This window comes from Haloarcula nitratireducens, assembly GCF_019599505.1.
Map to the genome: position 1 here is coordinate 16173 of NZ_RKLT01000001.1, position 16582 is coordinate 32754.

General features: G+C 68.4%; 15 protein-coding genes. 8 read left to right on the plus strand and 7 right to left on the minus strand.

Annotated elements, in window-relative coordinates:
- Positions 1-148: 148 nt before the first annotated feature.
- The 4 genes from EGH23_RS00080 to EGH23_RS00095 all read right to left on the minus strand — a co-directional run bounded on the left by EGH23_RS00080 (position 149) and on the right by EGH23_RS00095 (position 3459).
- Positions 149-970: a fumarylacetoacetate hydrolase family protein gene (locus EGH23_RS00080; protein WP_220578003.1), complete on the minus strand. Its 822-nt coding sequence runs from the start codon at positions 968-970 to the stop codon at positions 149-151.
- Positions 967-1314, minus strand: a complete 348-nt coding sequence (locus tag EGH23_RS00085) for a cupin domain-containing protein (RefSeq protein WP_220578004.1) — start codon at positions 1312-1314, stop codon at positions 967-969. Before EGH23_RS00085 ends, EGH23_RS00080 begins: the two co-directional genes overlap by 4 nt.
- Positions 1311-2099 carry an SDR family oxidoreductase gene (locus EGH23_RS00090; protein WP_220578005.1) on the minus strand — a complete coding sequence of 263 codons (789 nt, stop codon included), beginning with the start codon at positions 2097-2099 and terminating at the stop codon, positions 1311-1313. The genes EGH23_RS00085 and EGH23_RS00090 overlap by 4 nt, the downstream gene beginning before the upstream one ends.
- A gap of 61 nt (positions 2100-2160) precedes the next feature.
- Positions 2161-3459 carry a nickel pincer cofactor-dependent isomerase, group 22 gene (locus EGH23_RS00095; protein ID WP_220578006.1) on the minus strand — a complete coding sequence of 433 codons (1299 nt, stop codon included), beginning with the start codon at positions 3457-3459 and terminating at the stop codon, positions 2161-2163.
- A gap of 93 nt (positions 3460-3552) precedes the next feature.
- On the opposite strand from EGH23_RS00095, the gene EGH23_RS00100 reads away from it, so the two are divergent.
- Both EGH23_RS00100 and EGH23_RS00105 read left to right on the plus strand, forming a co-directional pair.
- Positions 3553-4662, plus strand: coding sequence for a mandelate racemase/muconate lactonizing enzyme family protein (locus tag EGH23_RS00100; RefSeq protein ID WP_220578007.1), 1110 nt, complete (start codon positions 3553-3555; stop codon positions 4660-4662).
- A complete protein-coding gene (locus EGH23_RS00105; protein ID WP_220578008.1) occupies positions 4659-5876 on the plus strand; it encodes a mandelate racemase/muconate lactonizing enzyme family protein in 1218 nt (405 codons plus the stop codon). The genes EGH23_RS00100 and EGH23_RS00105 overlap by 4 nt, the downstream gene beginning before the upstream one ends.
- Positions 5877-5904: 28 nt before the next feature.
- On the opposite strand, the gene EGH23_RS00110 is transcribed toward EGH23_RS00105, so the two are convergent.
- Positions 5905-6870, minus strand: a complete 966-nt coding sequence (locus EGH23_RS00110; protein ID WP_220578009.1) for a D-2-hydroxyacid dehydrogenase — start codon at positions 6868-6870, stop codon at positions 5905-5907.
- A 52-nt stretch (positions 6871-6922) separates the two neighbouring features.
- Positions 6923-8173, minus strand: a complete 1251-nt coding sequence (locus tag EGH23_RS00115; RefSeq protein WP_220578010.1) for an MFS transporter — start codon at positions 8171-8173, stop codon at positions 6923-6925.
- A 151-nt stretch (positions 8174-8324) separates the two neighbouring features.
- On the opposite strand from EGH23_RS00115, the gene EGH23_RS00120 reads away from it, so the two are divergent.
- Entirely contained in the window at positions 8325-9101 is a 777-nt protein-coding gene (locus tag EGH23_RS00120) for an IclR family transcriptional regulator (protein WP_220578011.1), read from the plus strand.
- 635 nt (positions 9102-9736) lie between these two features.
- Here EGH23_RS00120 and EGH23_RS00125 read toward each other — a convergent pair.
- On the minus strand, positions 9737-10699 hold the full coding sequence (locus tag EGH23_RS00125) for a hypothetical protein (protein WP_220578012.1): 963 nt from the start codon (positions 10697-10699) through the stop codon (positions 9737-9739).
- A 263-nt stretch (positions 10700-10962) separates the two neighbouring features.
- On the opposite strand from EGH23_RS00125, the gene EGH23_RS00130 reads away from it, so the two are divergent.
- From EGH23_RS00130 to EGH23_RS00150, 5 genes are all read left to right on the plus strand, one after another.
- Positions 10963-12381: a sulfatase gene (locus EGH23_RS00130; protein ID WP_220578013.1), complete on the plus strand. Its 1419-nt coding sequence runs from the start codon at positions 10963-10965 to the stop codon at positions 12379-12381.
- A gap of 6 nt (positions 12382-12387) precedes the next feature.
- Positions 12388-12798 carry a GtrA family protein gene (locus tag EGH23_RS00135; protein WP_220578014.1) on the plus strand — a complete coding sequence of 137 codons (411 nt, stop codon included), beginning with the start codon at positions 12388-12390 and terminating at the stop codon, positions 12796-12798.
- Between the two features lie 61 nt (positions 12799-12859).
- Positions 12860-14851, plus strand: a complete 1992-nt coding sequence (locus tag EGH23_RS00140) for a hydantoinase/oxoprolinase family protein (RefSeq protein ID WP_220578015.1) — start codon at positions 12860-12862, stop codon at positions 14849-14851.
- The gene (locus EGH23_RS00145) at positions 14848-15006 is read left to right on the plus strand and encodes a hypothetical protein (RefSeq protein ID WP_220578016.1); all 159 of its coding nucleotides are present in this window, start codon (positions 14848-14850) and stop codon (positions 15004-15006) included. Before EGH23_RS00140 ends, EGH23_RS00145 begins: the two co-directional genes overlap by 4 nt.
- A complete protein-coding gene (locus tag EGH23_RS00150; protein WP_220578017.1) occupies positions 14993-16555 on the plus strand; it encodes a hydantoinase B/oxoprolinase family protein in 1563 nt (520 codons plus the stop codon). Before EGH23_RS00145 ends, EGH23_RS00150 begins: the two co-directional genes overlap by 14 nt.
- Positions 16556-16582: the final 27 nt, after the last annotated feature.

The following is a 16582-nucleotide window of genomic DNA, read 5'->3' on the forward strand; positions in this document are numbered from 1 at the left end:
ATCCTTAACAATCTATCCATTTGGTGCATGAACATTCGTTGGCAATATTGTCTGCCGTGCAAGCGGTATCGCCGCCGAAAACGGCCGAAAAGCGATGAAAGCGACGGAGAATGGCTCTGTGGTGGCTGAGATCGCGAGTGCGACGGCGCTACCGCGTCACGGGCGCGCCGACGGAGCCGATTCCCTCGACGGTCGCGCGCACGTCGTCGCCGGGTTCGATGGGCGCCGCGCCGGGGGTCCCCGTGCTGAACAGGTCTCCCGGTTCCAGCGTCATCACGTCCGAGTGGAAGGAGACAATCTCCTCGGGCGGGAACAGCATGTTCCGGATCCGGTTCTCCGATCGCACCTCGCCGTTGACCGCCGTGCTGACGGTCAACTCAGTGAGGTCCAGCGGCTCCTCGGGGACGGCGATGGCCGGGCCGACGACGAGGAAGGTGTCGTAGCTCTTCGCGCGCGTGAGGAACCGCGGGTTGCGCTGGAGCACGTCCTCGGCGGTCATGTCGATGACCGGGAGGTAGCCGGCGACGACGTCGTCGAACTCGGCCTCCGAGACGCCGCGACAGGTCTTCCCCATCACGACGGCCAGTTCGGCCTCGGCGGTCACGCGCTCGCTCTGGGACTCCGGCGGCAGGCGGATCGGCCCGCCGGGACCGGTCAGCACCGTCGAGGGCTTCATGAAGCTCGCCGGCTCGTCCGGGCGCTGTTCGTCCAAGTCGCCGGCGTGTTCGGCGTAGTTCAGTCCGATACCCCAGAGCTTCCCGAACTGTTCGAGCGGTGGCCCGAAGGTGAAGTCGTCGGCCGGTACCCGTTCTGCGGGCGCGTCCGCGACGTCGCCGAGCGTCCCCGCGGCGGCCCGCGGGAGCGCCTCGCGGACGCTATCGAGGTCCGACTCGACCGCGCTCAGCGGGACGAACCCCTCCTCGTCCCCGAGCAGCGGCCGCCCGCTCGCGGTGCGTGCGAGGTAGTTCATTCCTCTCGGTCCGTCCAGAAGTCGAACGACCGACCCGGCGCGAAGACGTCCAGCCCGACCGCCAGTTCGTCGCCCGTGTTCTCGACGCGGTGGGCCTCGTTCGATTCGAGCAGGACCGAGTCGTTCGGCTGGAGCGTGACCTCGCTGTCCTCGGTGGCGACGGTGAGTTCGCCCTCCAGGCAGAGACAGACCTGCTCGTTCTCGTGGTCGTGCATCGGCGAGCTGTGGCCCGGCGGCTTCTCGAACCACTCGAAGGAGAACTGGTCGCTGCCGGCCATCGAGACGCGCCGCCACCCGTCTTCGGGTTCGTAGGTCTCGGCCTCGTCGAACGGGACGGGCTTCATAGGTTCGCCCCCGTCGAGCCGCCGTCGATGGGCAGCGCGGTCCCGTTGATGAACCCGGACTTCGGCGAGGAGAGGAACGCGACGGTGTTACCCAGTTCCATCGGGTCGCCGATGCGCTCTAAGGGGTTGCCGGCCCAGCCCTGCAGGCCCTCCTCGTAGGAGTCGTACTCGCCGCGGTCGACGGCGTCGTTCACGAGGTCCTGGATCCGCGAGGTCTCGTGGGGACCGGGGAGGACGGCGTTGGCTCGCACCTCGGGTGCCAGTTCCTTCGAGAGCGTCTTCTCCAGGCCGATGACGCTCATCCGGACGGAGTTCGACAGCACGAGGCTGTCGAGGGCCTCTTTGACGCTCCGGGAGGTGATGTTGACGATGGTGCCGTGGTCGCTCTCCTGGAGGTGCGGCGCGGCCTCGCGCGCCAGTCGGACGACGCTCATCACGAGCAGCTGGTAGGCGTGCTCCCAGTCCTCGTCGTCGGTGTCCATGAACGCGCCCGACGGCGGGCCGCCGGCGCTCGTCACGAGGTGGTCGAGGCCACCGAACTCCTCGACGGTCGCCTCGACGAGCGCGACCGTCTCGTCCGGGTCGGTGAGGTCGCCGGACTGGGCGAGCACCTCGCCGGTCGCGACCTCCTCGACTTCCTCTTTCGCCTCGGCCAGTCGGTCCTCGTCGCGGCCGTTGATGACCACGTTCACGCCCTCGCGGGCGAGCGCCTTCGCCGACGCCTTGCCGAGTCCACTGGACGACGCTGTCACGAGCGCTGCGTTGCCGTCTAGTTGCAGGTCCATGTGAGACTCAATCAGGGTCGGGCCTGAAAACGTTTCCCTAGAGGCAACCGGCGGCGCAATCTCAGGGGTCCGTGAAGGCGGCGGTCCCGTCGGCGAAGGTCAGCGCCGCTTCTTCGAGCACCGTCGCGGCCTCGGGGAGGTCCGCGAGCACCGGCTCGGAGACGTGTAACTCCCCCAGGTCCTGCGTGTTCTCTATCCAGAGGATGCGGACCGTCTCCGGGTCGTACCCGCCGAGGGCCGACAGCGCCGCCCGCAGGGCGAACTCGTCGTCCGGCGCGACGACGGGGAGCTGCCCCTTCGCGAGCGACCCGCTGGTGAACGTGTTGGCGTAGGTCTTCCGGAAGTCCAGTTGGTCCAGCGCCGCTTTGCGGGTGAGGTCGGCCAGCCCGATACCGATGCCGTTGCCCTTCGTCGCCTCGGTGAGACCGCGGGCGTAGATGATGTCTATCGAGGGGGTCTCGGGGTCCGGCGCGTTGAGGACGCGGTAGCGACCGATGACGTTCGTGTCCATCCCCGCCCCGGATATCTCCTTACCCAGTTCGTCGACGACCAGCAGGTCCACGTCGTCGATGGGCAGGGTCGGCATCTCCTCGTAGGCCCGCTCCAGCAGCGCGGGTTCGCGCTCGATGAACGACCCGGCCGGGACGGCCTCGACGTGGGCGATCTCCTCGTGGAAGTTCTCCACGAGGGCGATGCCGCCCACCAGCGGGGCGGCGTCCTCGATGGCCGAGAGCGCGGGTTTCAGCGTCTCCAGATATCCCTCGGCGATGGCCGTCGAGTGGAAGGACTTCGCCCCGCGCTGTTTGCCCAGGCCGACGACGGTCATCTTCGTCAGGCCGCTCTCGACCGGGCCGGTGAAGTTGGTGTGGGCTTTGACGCGGTTGACCACGAGGACGGCGTCGGCCTCCAGCGCGGCGACGGAGAGGTAGACCGGCATCTCCGTCTCGCCCACGGTCACGGTCGCCACGCGCTCGGTGTCCATCCGGGCGTCTATCGACGCGTCCAGCTCCGCCTCGGTGATGCCGAGCGCTTCCAAGACCTCCCGCTGTCCGTCGGGGGTCGCTCCGCCGTGGCTCCCCATCGCCGGGACGATGACGGGGTCGAAGCCGCGCTCTGCGAGTCGCTCGACCACGGCGCGCGTGATGTCGTCGATGGCGTGGATGCCGCGGCTCCCGACGCCGACGGCGACGGTGTCCCCCTCGGAGAGGCCGTCGAGCGGGAGGTCGTCGAGCTGCTCGCGGGCCGTTTCGTCGGGGTCGGCGACCGTCTCGACCGACGGTTCGTACCGGACCCGTGCGAACGACGGGAGCGGCTGCGGGTCGATGAGGTGATCGACGTCACTGCGGTCGGGTACGTCCATACCGGCGTGTGTCGGCGGAGACGTACAAATATGCTGGTGGTAAGTATTGCCGTGACGGCCGACTATTACTCCGTGTGCCGCGGCGCTGTGTCTATGGAAATCGTAGATGTAGAATCGTATCCGATAGAGATCCCGCTGGAGTCCCCGGTCTCCTTCTCTAACCGGACGCTCACCTTCCGCGACCACGCGATAACGCACGTTCGGACCGCGGACGGCCGAGAGGGCGTCGGGTACTCGCTCGGCTACGAGGGGGCCGGCCTCATCGCCGACGCGGTCGAGTCCCTCCTCGAACCGATACTGCTCGGCGAGGACCCGCGAGACACCGAGCGGCTCTGGCAGGAGATGTACGAGGGCAACGTGCAGATCGGGCGGACGGGGCTCTTCCTGCGGGCCATCTCGACGGTCGACATCGCGCTCTGGGACCTGAAGGCGAAGGCCGCCGACGAACCCCTATACAAACTGCTGGGCGGCTACGCCGACTCGGTCCCCTCCTACGCCAGCGGCGGCTACTACCGCGACGACAAGGGTCACGAGGGCTTACGCGGGGAGATGCGCCGGTATCTCGACGAAGGTCACGACGTCGTCAAGATGAAGGTCGGCCGCCGCTCGGTCGGCGAGGAAGAGGAGCGCGTCGCCGCCGTCCGCGAGGAGATCGGTCCCGACCGGACGCTCCTGCTCGACGCGAACGGCGTCTGGTCCTCCGCGACGGAGGCCATCCGGGCCTGTCGCGCCTTCGAACCGTACGACCCGTACTTCATGGAGGAACCGGTGCTGATAGACAAGGTCGAGACGATGGCCGAGGTCAACGACGCCATCGACTACCCGGTCGCGACCGGCGAGTTAGAGGGGACCCGGCACAACTTCGCCCGCCTCAACGACGCGGGCGCGGCGACCGTCCTCCAACCGGACGTGACCGTCTGCGGCGGCGTCACGGAGTGGCTCCGCATCGCCAACTACGCGGCCGCCTACGACATACCAATCGCGCCCCACTACAACTGGAACATCCACGCCTCGCTCTTGGGGGCCATCGAGAACGGCCTCTGGATAGAGTACTTCTATCGGGACATGGACGTGAAGGTGTTCGACGACGTGGTGGCCGAACCGCTCGCTCCCGACGACGACGGAACGATTCCGCTACCCGAGACGCCCGGCCACGGTGTACCGCTCGATAACGACGCGCTCGACGAATTCAGAACCCAATGAGAGATTACTCGGACCAGATTGCGAACCGCGACCCGGACCGCGACGTAGAGATAACCGACATCGAGACCTGCGTGGTCGAAGGCAACTTCGAGTGGAACCTCATCAAGGTCGAGACCGACGCCGGCGTCACCGGCATCGGCGAGTCCTACCGGGGCGGCGGCGTCCCGGAACTCGTCGAGTACACGAAACGGTTCCTCCTCGGGGAGAACCCGCTGGACGTGGAGCGACTCAGCCGCTACATCTTCCAGGAGATGTCCGGTCACGGCGGGACCACCGGCAAGGTCGTGACTGCGGCCTCGGGCATCGAGGTGGCGCTGTGGGACGCCGCCGGGAAGATTCTTGGCCTCCCCGTCTACCAGTTGCTCGGGTCGAAGTACCGCGACGAGGTGCGCCTCTACTGCGACTGTCACGCCGGCGAGGCCTACGCCGTCGAGGACGGCGCGACGGCCTACGCCGGGGCGGAGGCGTACTCGCCGGAGGCGTACGCCGCCGAGGCCGCCCGCGTCACCGACATGGGCTTCACCGCGCTGAAGTTCGACCTCGACCTGCCGGCCGACAACGACCCCGACCCGTACAACGGCCGCCTGACCAACGCGGCCATCGAGGAGAAACGCGAGATAGTCGAGGCGGTGCGCGACGAGATCGGCTACGACGTCGACCTCGCCTTCGACTGCCACTGGGACTACTCCGTCGAGAGCGCGAAACGCCTCGCCCACGAACTGGAGGAGTACAAGCTGATGTGGCTCGAAGACCTCGTGCCCCCGGAGAACATGGACGCCCAGAAGGAGGTGACGAAGAACACCAGAACGCCCGTCGCCACCGGCGAGAACCGCTTCCGGGTGTTCGAGCTCTCGGAACTCGTCTACGACCACGGCGTCGACGTCATCACGCCGGACCCGACGACGGTCGGCGGCCTCGCCGAGACGATGCGGGTCGCCGACCGGGCCGAGGAGAACTACATGCCGATGTCCCCGCACAACGTCTGTAGCCCGGTCGGGACGATGGCCTGCGTCCACCTGGGCGCGGCGACGCCGAACTTCGATCTGCTCGAGTACCACGCGCTGGAGGTCGACTGGTGGGACGACATGCTCGCCCGCGACGAGCCGCTGATCCAGGACGGCTACATCGAGGTCCCCGAGGAGCCCGGACTGGGCATCGAACTGGACGAGGACGTCGTCGAGGAACACCGTCTCGAAGGGACGAGCGGCTTCTGAGTACCGCCGCGTTCTGCGGTCGCCGCTCTCAGGCGACCTGATTGCGGAGGTTCTCGTACGCTCCCGACTCGGCGACGCGCTCTAAGTTCTCCGCGAGGATGTCCGCTCGGCGCTCCCAGTACTTCGGCGTGTGTCCCGAGACGTGCGGCGTGAGGAAGACGTTCTCGAAGCCCCAGAGGTCGTGGTCGGTCGGGAGCGGTTCCGGGTCGGTCACGTCAAGCGCCGCGCCGTGAATCTTGTTCGTCTGGAGCGCACCGACCAGCGCTTCCGTGTCGACGACGCCGCCGCGGGCGACGTTGACGAGGACGGCGTCCGTCGACAGGATACCCAGTTCGGTCTCGCCGATCAGCCCCTCCGTCGTCTCGGTCAGCGGGCAGGAGAGGACGAGGACGTCCGTCCGGGCCAGCGCGTCGTCGAGGTCGTCGTAGCCCAGCACCTCGTCGGTCGGCCCGCCCTTCGAGGGAGTGTGGCGCACGCCGACCGTCGTCACGTCGAACCCCGAGAAGCGCCGGACGATGGCCTCGCCGATGGACCCGAGGCCGACGACGGTGACGGTGCTCCCGGCGAGTTCGGTGAACGACTGGAACCGCCGCCACTCCCGCCGCTCCTGCCGGCGGCGGCCCTCGTCCAGCCGGCGGGCGAACATCAGCACCCAGCCGAGGACGTGTTCGGCGATGTTCGGCCCGTGGACGCCAGAGGCGTTCGTCACGGCGACCCCCCGTTCGGCGAGCGCGTCGAGCGGCAGGTGCTCGACGCCGGCCGAGTTACAGGCGAACAGCCGGAGGTTCTCGGCGGCGGCGAGGTCGTCTTCGTCCAGACCGCCCCCGGCGACGACGGTCGCCGTTTCGAGCAGTCGCCGCCGGTCCGAGGGGGTCTCGGCGAGAGCGACGGCGTGGTCCGGGAGTCGCCGGCGGAGGACGTCGGCGTACTCGGAGGCGGGGATCCCGTGCGCGTCGTGGTCGAGAACCGCGATGTCGGGTGTGTCGGTGGGCATGTGCTCTGTCGAAGGCAGTCGAAGCCGACCGACAAAGTACCCGCGGTCGCCCTCAGACCTCTATCCGAATCGGCGGCGAGACGCTCATGAGGAGCAGGCAGGCGACGCCGACGCCCGCCCCGACCGCCGCCGTCGCGATACCGACCAGTCGGACCGACGGGACGAACCCGAGCTGCGGGTTCAGGACGGCGATGGCCACGCCCATGAGGATTGGCGTCACCGTCGCCGCCGCCCGGCCGCTCCCCTCGCTGAGGCTCACCAGCCCGCCGCGGAGCGTCGGCGGCGCGAGCGACGTGATGACGGTCCGGTATATCGAGAGGACGACGCCGAAGCCGAGGCCCATGAACACGACGCCGGCGACCGCCAGCCAGAGCGCGTCGGCGAGGAAGACGACCGCGAGGCCGGCGCCCAGCGAGACGTTCATCGCGACGAGCGGATACAGTCGGCGCTCGAAGTGCGCGGTGATGCGACCGGCCTGCGTCGCGGCGACCGCGTAACTGGTGCTGGCGAGGGCCGCGAGCACGCCCGCCTGCGCCGGCGTTCCGCCGAGGCCGTCGACGACGACGATGGAGTTGTAGGTGAGAAAGCCGAACCACACGAGGTTGGCCGAGCCGCGGGCGACGACCATCGTCCACGCTCGCCTGTGCGAGACGAGCGTCCAGAGGTCGGCGAGTTGCGCCTTGAGCGGCCGCCCGTCGTCCGCGTCGGCGTCTGGGTCGATCGGCTCCTCGAACCAGACGTAGACGACGGCGGCGATGGGGAACGCGATGGCGTACAGGAGGAACGGATACTGCCACGCGAAACCGACCAACAGTCCGGCGGTGAGCGGGAAGACCGTCTGGGTGATACCCGACCCGGTGAACCGAAAGCCCTGTGCGGTCGCCTCCTTCGTTCCCGAGTAGAGGTCGCCGATGCTGGTGATGATGACCGGCGTGAGCGCGGCGAAGCCGAATCCCTGACAGAACCGCAACAGTAGCGCGGCCTCGAACGTCGAGACGAGCGAGATCGCCGTCCCGGTGAGACCGAACCAGAGCAGGCCGAAGAGGATGACCGGCCGCCGCCCGTAGCGGTCGGCGAGGACGCCGGTGATCGGGATGACGGCGACGGCGGGGGCGGTGAACGCCGACATCATCAACCCGATGTTCGCCGGCGTCGCGCCGAGCGGCTCGACGAGCGAGTTCAACACCGGGGAGAGGAGCGCGGTCCCGAGCGGCGGGAGCATGTTCGTGAGGAACAGCAACTGGAAGGGGCGCTCACGGATGACGCCCGCGTCGGTCCCGGCGATCGATGAGAGCGATGCCACGGGTCCGACCACTCGACTGGGCGAATTAAATCTGACTATCAGACGGCCGTCCGGTAGCGTCGACGGCCGCCGCCCGGGGCGAGTCCCCGACCGCCCGTCCCCGTTCGAAGTCGTCGAACACTTTTTATTGTCGAGGATACAGTGACCACGTATGGGAATGCAAGCCGGCGACGAACTGCCCGACTCGGTCAAGACGGCCCAGACGCTGTTCGACGTCGTGCAGTTCGTCAAGGAGGAGGAGGGAACGACGCTCCCGGAGATGGCGGCCGAACTCGACTACGCGAAGAGCACGATTCACCGCCATCTGCGGACGCTCGAACACCTCGGATACGTCGTCGAGCGAGACGACGGCTATCGGGTTGGGCTCCGATTTCTGGACATCGGCGTGACCGCGCGGAACAGCTACACCGGGTACAAACTCGTCCGCGACAAGGTCGAGGAGATCGCCAACGAGACGGGCGAGCGCGCGCAGTTCTTCGTCGAAGAACACGGCGAAGCGGTGTATCTCGCCCGGTCGGTCGGTACCCACGCGGTACACACCGACCCGGGGATCGGGAGCCGTATCCCCCTCTACGCCGCGTCTGCGGGGAAAGCGATCCTCGCGGAACTCCCCGAATCGGAGCTGTTCGAAATGATCGAACTGATGGACTTCGAGCCGATGACCGAGCACACGATAACGGACCCGGACGAGCTGTTGCGGGAACTCGACGAGATCCGCGACCGCGGGTACGCCTTCAACCGCAACGAGTCCCTGCAGGGGACACACGCCGTCGGCGTCGCCATCTGTGATTCGAGCGGTGACGTCATCGGTGGACTCAGCGTCACGGGCCCCTCTCACCGACTGAAGGGCGAGCGGTTCGAGACGGAACTGCCCGACCTGTTGCTCGGGGCCGCGAACGAACTCGAACTCAACATCGCCCACTCGTAGCTCTCACCCCCTCTATGGCCGGTATGCCGGGTCACAGGTCTCACTGCGTATCTGTCGGCCAGTGGCGGCAGTCGTCGTCTCCCATCTACGTTCGAAGCCATCGAACACGAACGGTTCATCGCTGGTCTCGCGGGAAACTAACGTGATCGATCATTGTCTCGTGTGACCGAGTACCACGGAACTCTTCGTCGTAATATAACGGATGTACTTATGTTAGCAGAAATGTAATAGTCGTCACCGAAGTCACAGAGCGCGATAGTACGGCAGTCTCGCGGACTCTGAGCGCTCTCGCGACTCGATACGGCGGTTCGACGATATCGAACGGCAGGTCGCCGGTCGCTATGTTTACTAAAGTGCCGCGAAACGATACCAGAAAGGCACTCGATAGCACTCGGACCATTGAATTTTCGGATAATAGAATCGAATACGAGAAAATAGAGACCGAATCGGACTTAGTGTGTACTATTAGGGTCAGAAATAGTTATAGTATCAAAATACGGGGATAAAATCTCTCGGATAGGAATGCTCTTATAAATACGTTTATAGTATCTGTCGATATGTAGTGAGATAATCACAAGACGTCGAGAAATGGCGCGGGGGCGAAAGCCGGGTCGCGGACGACCGACTCGGGCGCGCTACTCGCTGTCGTCGACGTACAACTGGCAGTCGTAGTACGCACCGTCGTAGGCGAGATACTGCGTCTCGTCGGTCTCGCGCTCGCAGTTCGACCGCGAGCAACCGAGCGCTTCCCGAAGGCGGAGCGCCGACAGCAGCGATTCGAACTCGGCCGAGAGCGGCGTCGTCTCGGTGTACGTCTCCCGCCCGCGCGCTCGCTCGAAGAGGTCGCGTGCGTCCGCACTCAACTCGTCCGGGGAGAGGCGGACTTCGACGGCGGCGGCGTCCGCGACGTCGGCGAACGCCTTCGGACTCGTCGCCACCTGCGTCGCCGTCGCCGTGTGCTCGGCTTCGACGAGCGTCTCGCGGCTCACGTCCACCCGGAGGACGGTGTCGTGGACCGAGACGTACTCGTGGTCCGGCGTCGGTGCCAGTTCGCTCTCGGCTCGGGCGGCGTACCGGTAGACGTAGCCGCCCTCCTCGACGAAGTCCCACGGAGCGCCACCGTCGTACTCCCGGGCGCGAGCGGCGAAGTACGCCGGCAGCACGGCGTGGCGGTCGAGGGCCGGCAGCGACTCGCGCGGGGTCGCGTCCGGTGCGTCCCCGTCGTCCGCACGGCCGACCCAGTGCAGTCGCAACACGGGGCGTTCGATGCGCCGGCTCCCGGTGACGACGTCGTGGAGTTGATAGTACGCGCCGTCGTGTTCGGTGTACTCGCCGTCGGGGACGGCGCTGTGCCCGGAGACTGTGTAGCGCCCGCCGGTGACCGCGGCCGCCCACGCGTCGCGGCGAGTGGCGGCGTACGGGCCGTCCTCGTTCGGCCCGGGTTGCCACCGGACGATCTCCGCGAGCGGGCGGTCCGGCGGTTCGACGTAGAGCGCGTACTCGACGCCGGGACTCGACCGGAGCGAGTCACAGCCGGCCAGCGAGGCGAGACCGGCAGAGGTCGCACTGATGAAGGTTCGGCGGTTAGCGGAGGGCATCGAGTGAGGTGTTCGCGAGTGATCGCCTAAAGCTATCGATTGAGGAACACGACCGCCGCCGATCTCTCGAGCGACCGCGGGAGGGCGACGCGGTTCGACGTCGCGCCGTCCGCCGCGCTCGCAGCCGAGCGACACCAGAACATTCAGTACTGCCGGTCGCGTTGGGGGGCGTATGTACGACTCGCGTGGCGCAGCCGCGACGGCGACGTTCCGTCCGCCGTCGTCGCCGCGCCACCCCTCCCCGGGACAGGGAGGTGGCACCGATGCCGGGTGACGTGAACAACGTCGTTCTCGTCACCGTCGACTCGCTCCGGGCCGACGCGCTCGGCGGCCCAGATAGCGTCTCGCCGGTGTTCGACCGACTCGCCGAGGAGGGCGTCGTCTTCGAGAACGCCATCGCCCACGGCAACTGGACCCCCTTTTCGTTTCCCAGCATCCACGGTTCGCGGCCGGTGTTCGACGAGGGGGGAGACATCGGCGTCGCCTCGACGCCGACGCTGGCCGAACGGCTCTCGGAGGCCGGGCTCGCCACCGCCGGGTTCAACGCCGCCAACGGTTTCCTGACCGAACACTGGGGGTACGACCGCGGTTTCGACGAGTTCGAGCCGTTCGTCGAGAGCAGCGTCTACAGCAAGTACCTGGCCGCCCACCCGACCGTACAGGCCTGGGTCCAACTGCTGTCGTCGCCGTTTCGCCGCGCCGCCACGATCCTTCGGGGCGGGTCGGACGAACGCCCCTTCGCCGACGTCTCGCGGATGGGCGACCTCGAAGACCGCGCGACCGAGTTCCTCCAATCGACGGAGGAGGGCTTCTTCCTCTGGGTCCACTACATGGACACGCACACGCCGTACGTCCCGGCTCCGCGACACCTCCGGGAGGTCTCGGACACGCACTTCGGCCTGTTCAGGATGCTCGGGTCACACGCCCGGACGGGACTGGGCTGGGACGTCGACGAGAAGCGACTCGGCACGCTCCGGACGCTGTACGACGGGACCATCCGACAGGTGGACGCGAGCGTCGGCCGGCTGCTCGATTCGCTCTCCGACGAGGGACTGGCCGACGAGACGGCCGTCGTCGTCGCCGGCGACCACGGCGAGGAGTTCTTAGACCACGGCCACCTCGCGCACTACCCGAAACTCTACCGCGAACTCGTCGAGGTGCCGTTCTTCGTGACCCACCCCGACGGCGAGAGCGGGACGGTCGAGCAACCGGTCGGACTGAACGCGATCCCGCCGACCGTCTGTGAGTTGCTCGGCGTCGACTCGGCCGAGGCGTGGGAGGGCGAATCCGTCGCAGCGGCCGTGGACGGCGAGGCGATCGAGGACCGCAGCCCGATCGTTTCCGTCGCCGTCCGCGGCGAGAGCGTGACGAGCCAACCGATCCCGCGCCGCCTCGACGACGGCGAGTTGCTCGTCAGCGCCCGCGACGCCGACTGGACCTACATCGAGCACACCGAGTCTGGCCATCGCGAACTGTACGACCGCCGCGAGGACCCGACCGAGCGGCGAGATCTCTGTGCCGAGGGGGTCGCCCCGCCGCCGGTCGTCGACCGACTCTCCTCGGCCGTCGCCGACCACGTCGCCCGACTCGAAACGGCGTCTGACGCCGATTCAGGGGGCGGAGACGCGGAAGAAGCGTCAGACGAAATTGCGGCACGCTTAAAAGCACTCGGTTACAAGTAGGCCGACATGTCGTACGCCGTCGCAACTTCGCCGCGACGACAGCGACTCCTTCGGTTCTTCCTCGTCGGTCTGAGCGCGGCGGCCGTCCAGACGGTGCTGCTGTGGGCGTTCGTCGACATCGGCGGGCTGAACTACCTGTTCGGGGCGTTCGTCGCCATCGAGATCACCATCCTGTTCCAGTACGTCCTCAACAACGCGTGGACGTTCCACCGCTCGAAACACACCTCGCGCCGGGAGTACATCGTCGGGATGGGGAAGACGAACCTCGTCCGGGGCACCGCCATCCCCCTGCAATTGGGAATCCTCTACGCCCTGGTCTCGGCGACCGCGGTCGAGTATCTCATCGCCAACGGCGTGGCCATCGCCCTGACGGGCCTCTATCGGTACGCGCTCGACGCCACGTGGACGTGGAACTGAGGACGAGACGGTATTTGCGACGACGCCCACCGTTTTTGCCGCCCCCGACCCGAGTAGTCGCATGGACGATTCGGTTCGACTTGGCGTCGACGTCGGGGGCACGTTCACCGACGTCGTCCTCGTCGCGGGAGACGGGGTGACGACGGCGAAGGTGCCGACGACGGACCCCCAGCACGAGGGGGTCTTAGCGGGCGTCGCGACGGCCTGCGAGCGGGCCGGCGTCGACCCCGACTCCGTCTCTCGATTCCGCCACGCGACGACCGTCGTCACGAACGCCCTTCTGGAGGGAGAGGGGGCCGAGACGGCGCTCGTGACCACCGACGGGTTCGGCGACGTGCTGGCCATCGGGCGGCAGGACCGCCCGGAACTGTACGACCAGTCGGTCGCGCGACCCGACCCGCTGGTGCCAGCGGAGCGCCGCTACGAACTGGACGAGCGCGCCGTGACAGGCGGCATCGAGCGCCCGGTCGATCCCGACGCGGTCCGCGACCTCGCGAGCGATATCGAGGCCGACGCGGTCGCGGTGTCGCTGCTCCACGCCTACGCGCATCCCGAGAACGAGCGACGGGCCGTCGAGATTCTGCGCGAGGAACTCGACGCCCCCGTCTCGGCGAGCCACGAGGTGCTCTCGGCGTTCAGAGAGTACGAGCGCACCGCGACGGCGGCGGCCGACGCCTACGTCGCGCCGGTCGTCGACGCGTACCTCGGCCGACTGGTCGAGGGCGCGACCGATCGCGGCCTGCCCGAACCGCGCGTGATGCAGTCCAACGGCGGCATCGCCGACGCCGACGCCGTCCGCGAACGCGCCGTGACGACGGCCCTCTCCGGGCCGGCCGCGGGCGTCGTCGGCGCGAGCGCGTTCGAACCCGACGACGCGGACGGCGTCGTCACCTTCGATATGGGCGGGACCTCAAGCGACGTGTCGCTGGTCCGCGACGGCGCTATCGAGCGCACGACCGACGCCGACATCGGCGGCCGGCCGGTCCGGGTCCCGATGGTCGACGTGGAGACGGTCGGTGCCGGCGGCGGCTCGATCGCCTGGGTCGACGCCGGCGGCGCACTCAGAGTCGGGCCGCGCTCCGCCGGCGCGGACCCCGGCCCGGCCTGCTACGGACGGGGCGGCACCGACCCGACGGTGACGGACGCGGCGCTCCTGCTGGGGTATCTCGGACCGGACACGACGCTCGGGTCCGCGCTCTCGCTCGACGCCGACGCAGCCCGAGACGCGCTCGCGGCCCTCGCCGACGACGCGGATCTCGACGGGCCGATAGCGGCCGCCCGCGGTGTCTACCGCGTCGCGAACGCGACGATGACCCGGACGATTCGGAGCGTCACCGCCGAGCGCGGCGACGACCCCCGCGAGTTCGCCATCGCGGCCTTCGGCGGCGCGGGGCCGATGCACGCCGCGGCGCTGGCCGACCGACTCGGCGTCTCCACCGTCGTCGTCCCGCGAGCCAGCGGCGTCCTCTCGGCGCTCGGCCTGCTGGCGGCAGACGAGCGCCACGACGCCGTCCGGACCTTCCGCGCGCGTCTCGGCGACGCGGAGCCCGAGTCCGTCGAGTCCGTCCTCGCCGATCTCGAACGCGCGGTCCTCGACGACACGACGACGCCCGAGGCGGCGACGGTCGCGTTCGAGGCCGACTGTCGCTACGCCGGCCAGAGCCATGAACTGGGCGTCGGTATCGAGGACTTCGACCGCGCGACGCTCGCCGCCCGCTTTCAGGCGGCCCACGAACGGACCCACGGTTACCGGCTCCCCGACAGCGACGTCGAACTCGTGACGCTCCGGGCGACGGCGACCGTCGGCCACGCGATGCCCGACCTCACTCGCACCTCGACCGCCGACGCGGACCCCCAGACGGGGACGCGCGACGCCTCCTTCGGCGAGGCGTGGCACGAGACGCCGGTACTCGACTGGAACGCGCTCGCTCCCGATACCGACCGCGACGGCCCGGCCATCGTCGAGGGCGGCGAGAGCACCGTCGTCGTTCCACCCGAGTGGTCGCTGGCCGTCGACGACCGCGGGACGCTCCGACTGGAGGGCCGCGCATGACGACGGACGACATCGGTTCCGACCCCGAACTCGACGCGGTCGACCCATCTTTTTCATCGTCGGGTGCCGTCCCTTCGCTCCGGCACCACTCCTCGAGAAACATGGGTGAAAAAGCCGCGGTTCTATGGAGGTTACTACTCAATGACGAACGTTGAACTCGACGCGATAGAACTGGAGATCCTCCGCAACCAACTGGAGAGCGTCGCCGAGGAGATGGGACAGGTGCTGATTCGGGGCGCGTTCTCGCCGAACATCACCGAGCGGCGGGACTGCTCGACGGCGCTGTTCGACGGGGCGGGCGAGCTCGTCGCACAGGCCGAGCACATCCCGGTCCACTTAGGCGCGATGCCGGAGGCCGTCGACGCCGTCCTCGACCGAAACCCCGAACCCGGCGACGTGTTCGTCCTGAACGACCCCTTCGAGGGCGGGACCCACCTCCCGGACGTGACGCTCGTCTCGCCGATCGTACACGAGAGCGAGATCGTCGGGTACGCCGTCTCGCGCGCCCACCACGCCGACGTGGGCGGGATGGCTCCCGGGAGCATGCCCGCGGGCGCGCGCGACATCCAACAGGAGGGGCTTCGCATCCCGCCGACGCGGCTCGTCGCCGACGGCGAGCGACGCGAGAGCGTCTGGAACCTGCTCGCTGCGAACGTCCGCAACCCCGAGGAACGGCGGGCCGACCTCAGCGCGCAACTGGCGGCCAACGACCGCGGGGCCGAGCGAGTCCGGGAGTTGCTCGCCGACCACGGCGACCGCTTGCTGGCGGCGTTCGACGCGGTGCGGGCGTACTCCCGAGAGCGCGTCGAGGCGGAACTCCGGGAGTTCCCCGACGGCGTCTACGCCGCGAGCGACGTCTTGGATGGCGACGGCGTCACCGACGCGGACATCCCCATCGAGGTGACGGTGACCGTCGACGGCGCGACCCTCGACGTGGACTTCTCGGGGACCGCGCCGCAGGTCGCGGGCAACGTCAACGCGCCGCTGTCGGTCGCGAAGAGCGCGGTGTACTTCGTCGTCCGGTCGGTCACCGACCCCGACGTGCCGCCCAACGCCGGCTGCTACGACCCCGTGACCGTGCGCGCGCCGCCGGGGTCGCTGCTCAACCCGGAGCCGCCGGCGGCCGTCGTCGGGGGGAACGTCGAGACCAGCCAGCGCGTGACCGACGTGGTGTTCCGGGCGCTCGCCGAGGCGGTGCCCGACCGCGTCCCGGCGGCCGGGCAGGGGACGATGAACAACGTCGTCGTCGGCGGCCCCGAGTTCAGCTACTACGAGACGGTCGGCGGCGGGATGGGCGCGAGCGCGGACGCGGACGGCCCCTCCGGCGTGCAGGTCGGGATGACGAACACGCTGAACACGCCCGTCGAGGCGCTGGAGGCCGCCTATCCGCTCCGCGTCGAGGAGTACAGCCTCCGTACCGGGAGCGGCGGAAGTGGGAAACACCGTGGCGGCGACGGCCTGGTTCGGGAACTCACCGTCGAGGCGGCCGCCGCCGTCTCGCTGCTGACCGAGCGCCGCCGTCACGCCCCGTGGGGGCTGGCGGGCGGCGGCGACGGCGAACCGGGCCGGAACTTCCTCGACGGCGAGGCGGTGCCCGCGAAGGTGACCCGCGAGGTCGACGCGGGGACGACGCTCAGAGTCGAGACGCCGGGCGGCGGCGGGTACGGTCGAGCGGACGAAGACGAGACTGAAAAGCCGATGTAATTTTTATTCACCCGCGCCGCAACGGTA

Bases quoted from the DNA above. Each gene is read 5' to 3' on its own strand.
- EGH23_RS00080 (WP_220578003.1), bottom strand. From the start codon at position 970: ATGAACTACCTCGCACGCACCGCGAGCGGGCGGCCGCTGCTCGGGGAC.
- EGH23_RS00085 (WP_220578004.1), bottom strand. From the start codon at position 1,314: ATGAAGCCCGTCCCGTTCGACGAGGCCGAGACCTACGAACCCGAAGAC.
- EGH23_RS00090 (WP_220578005.1), bottom strand. From the start codon at position 2,099: ATGGACCTGCAACTAGACGGCAACGCAGCGCTCGTGACAGCGTCGTCC.
- EGH23_RS00095 (WP_220578006.1), bottom strand. From the start codon at position 3,459: ATGGACGTACCCGACCGCAGTGACGTCGATCACCTCATCGACCCGCAG.
- EGH23_RS00100 (WP_220578007.1), top strand. From the start codon at position 3,553: ATGGAAATCGTAGATGTAGAATCGTATCCGATAGAGATCCCGCTGGAG.
- EGH23_RS00105 (WP_220578008.1), top strand. From the start codon at position 4,659: ATGAGAGATTACTCGGACCAGATTGCGAACCGCGACCCGGACCGCGAC.
- EGH23_RS00110 (WP_220578009.1), bottom strand. From the start codon at position 6,870: ATGCCCACCGACACACCCGACATCGCGGTTCTCGACCACGACGCGCAC.
- EGH23_RS00120 (WP_220578011.1), top strand. From the start codon at position 8,325: ATGGGAATGCAAGCCGGCGACGAACTGCCCGACTCGGTCAAGACGGCC.
- EGH23_RS00125 (WP_220578012.1), bottom strand. From the start codon at position 10,699: ATGCCCTCCGCTAACCGCCGAACCTTCATCAGTGCGACCTCTGCCGGT.
- EGH23_RS00130 (WP_220578013.1), top strand. From the start codon at position 10,963: ATGCCGGGTGACGTGAACAACGTCGTTCTCGTCACCGTCGACTCGCTC.
- EGH23_RS00135 (WP_220578014.1), top strand. From the start codon at position 12,388: ATGTCGTACGCCGTCGCAACTTCGCCGCGACGACAGCGACTCCTTCGG.
- EGH23_RS00140 (WP_220578015.1), top strand. From the start codon at position 12,860: ATGGACGATTCGGTTCGACTTGGCGTCGACGTCGGGGGCACGTTCACC.
- EGH23_RS00145 (WP_220578016.1), top strand. From the start codon at position 14,848: ATGACGACGGACGACATCGGTTCCGACCCCGAACTCGACGCGGTCGAC.
- EGH23_RS00150 (WP_220578017.1), top strand. From the start codon at position 14,993: ATGACGAACGTTGAACTCGACGCGATAGAACTGGAGATCCTCCGCAAC.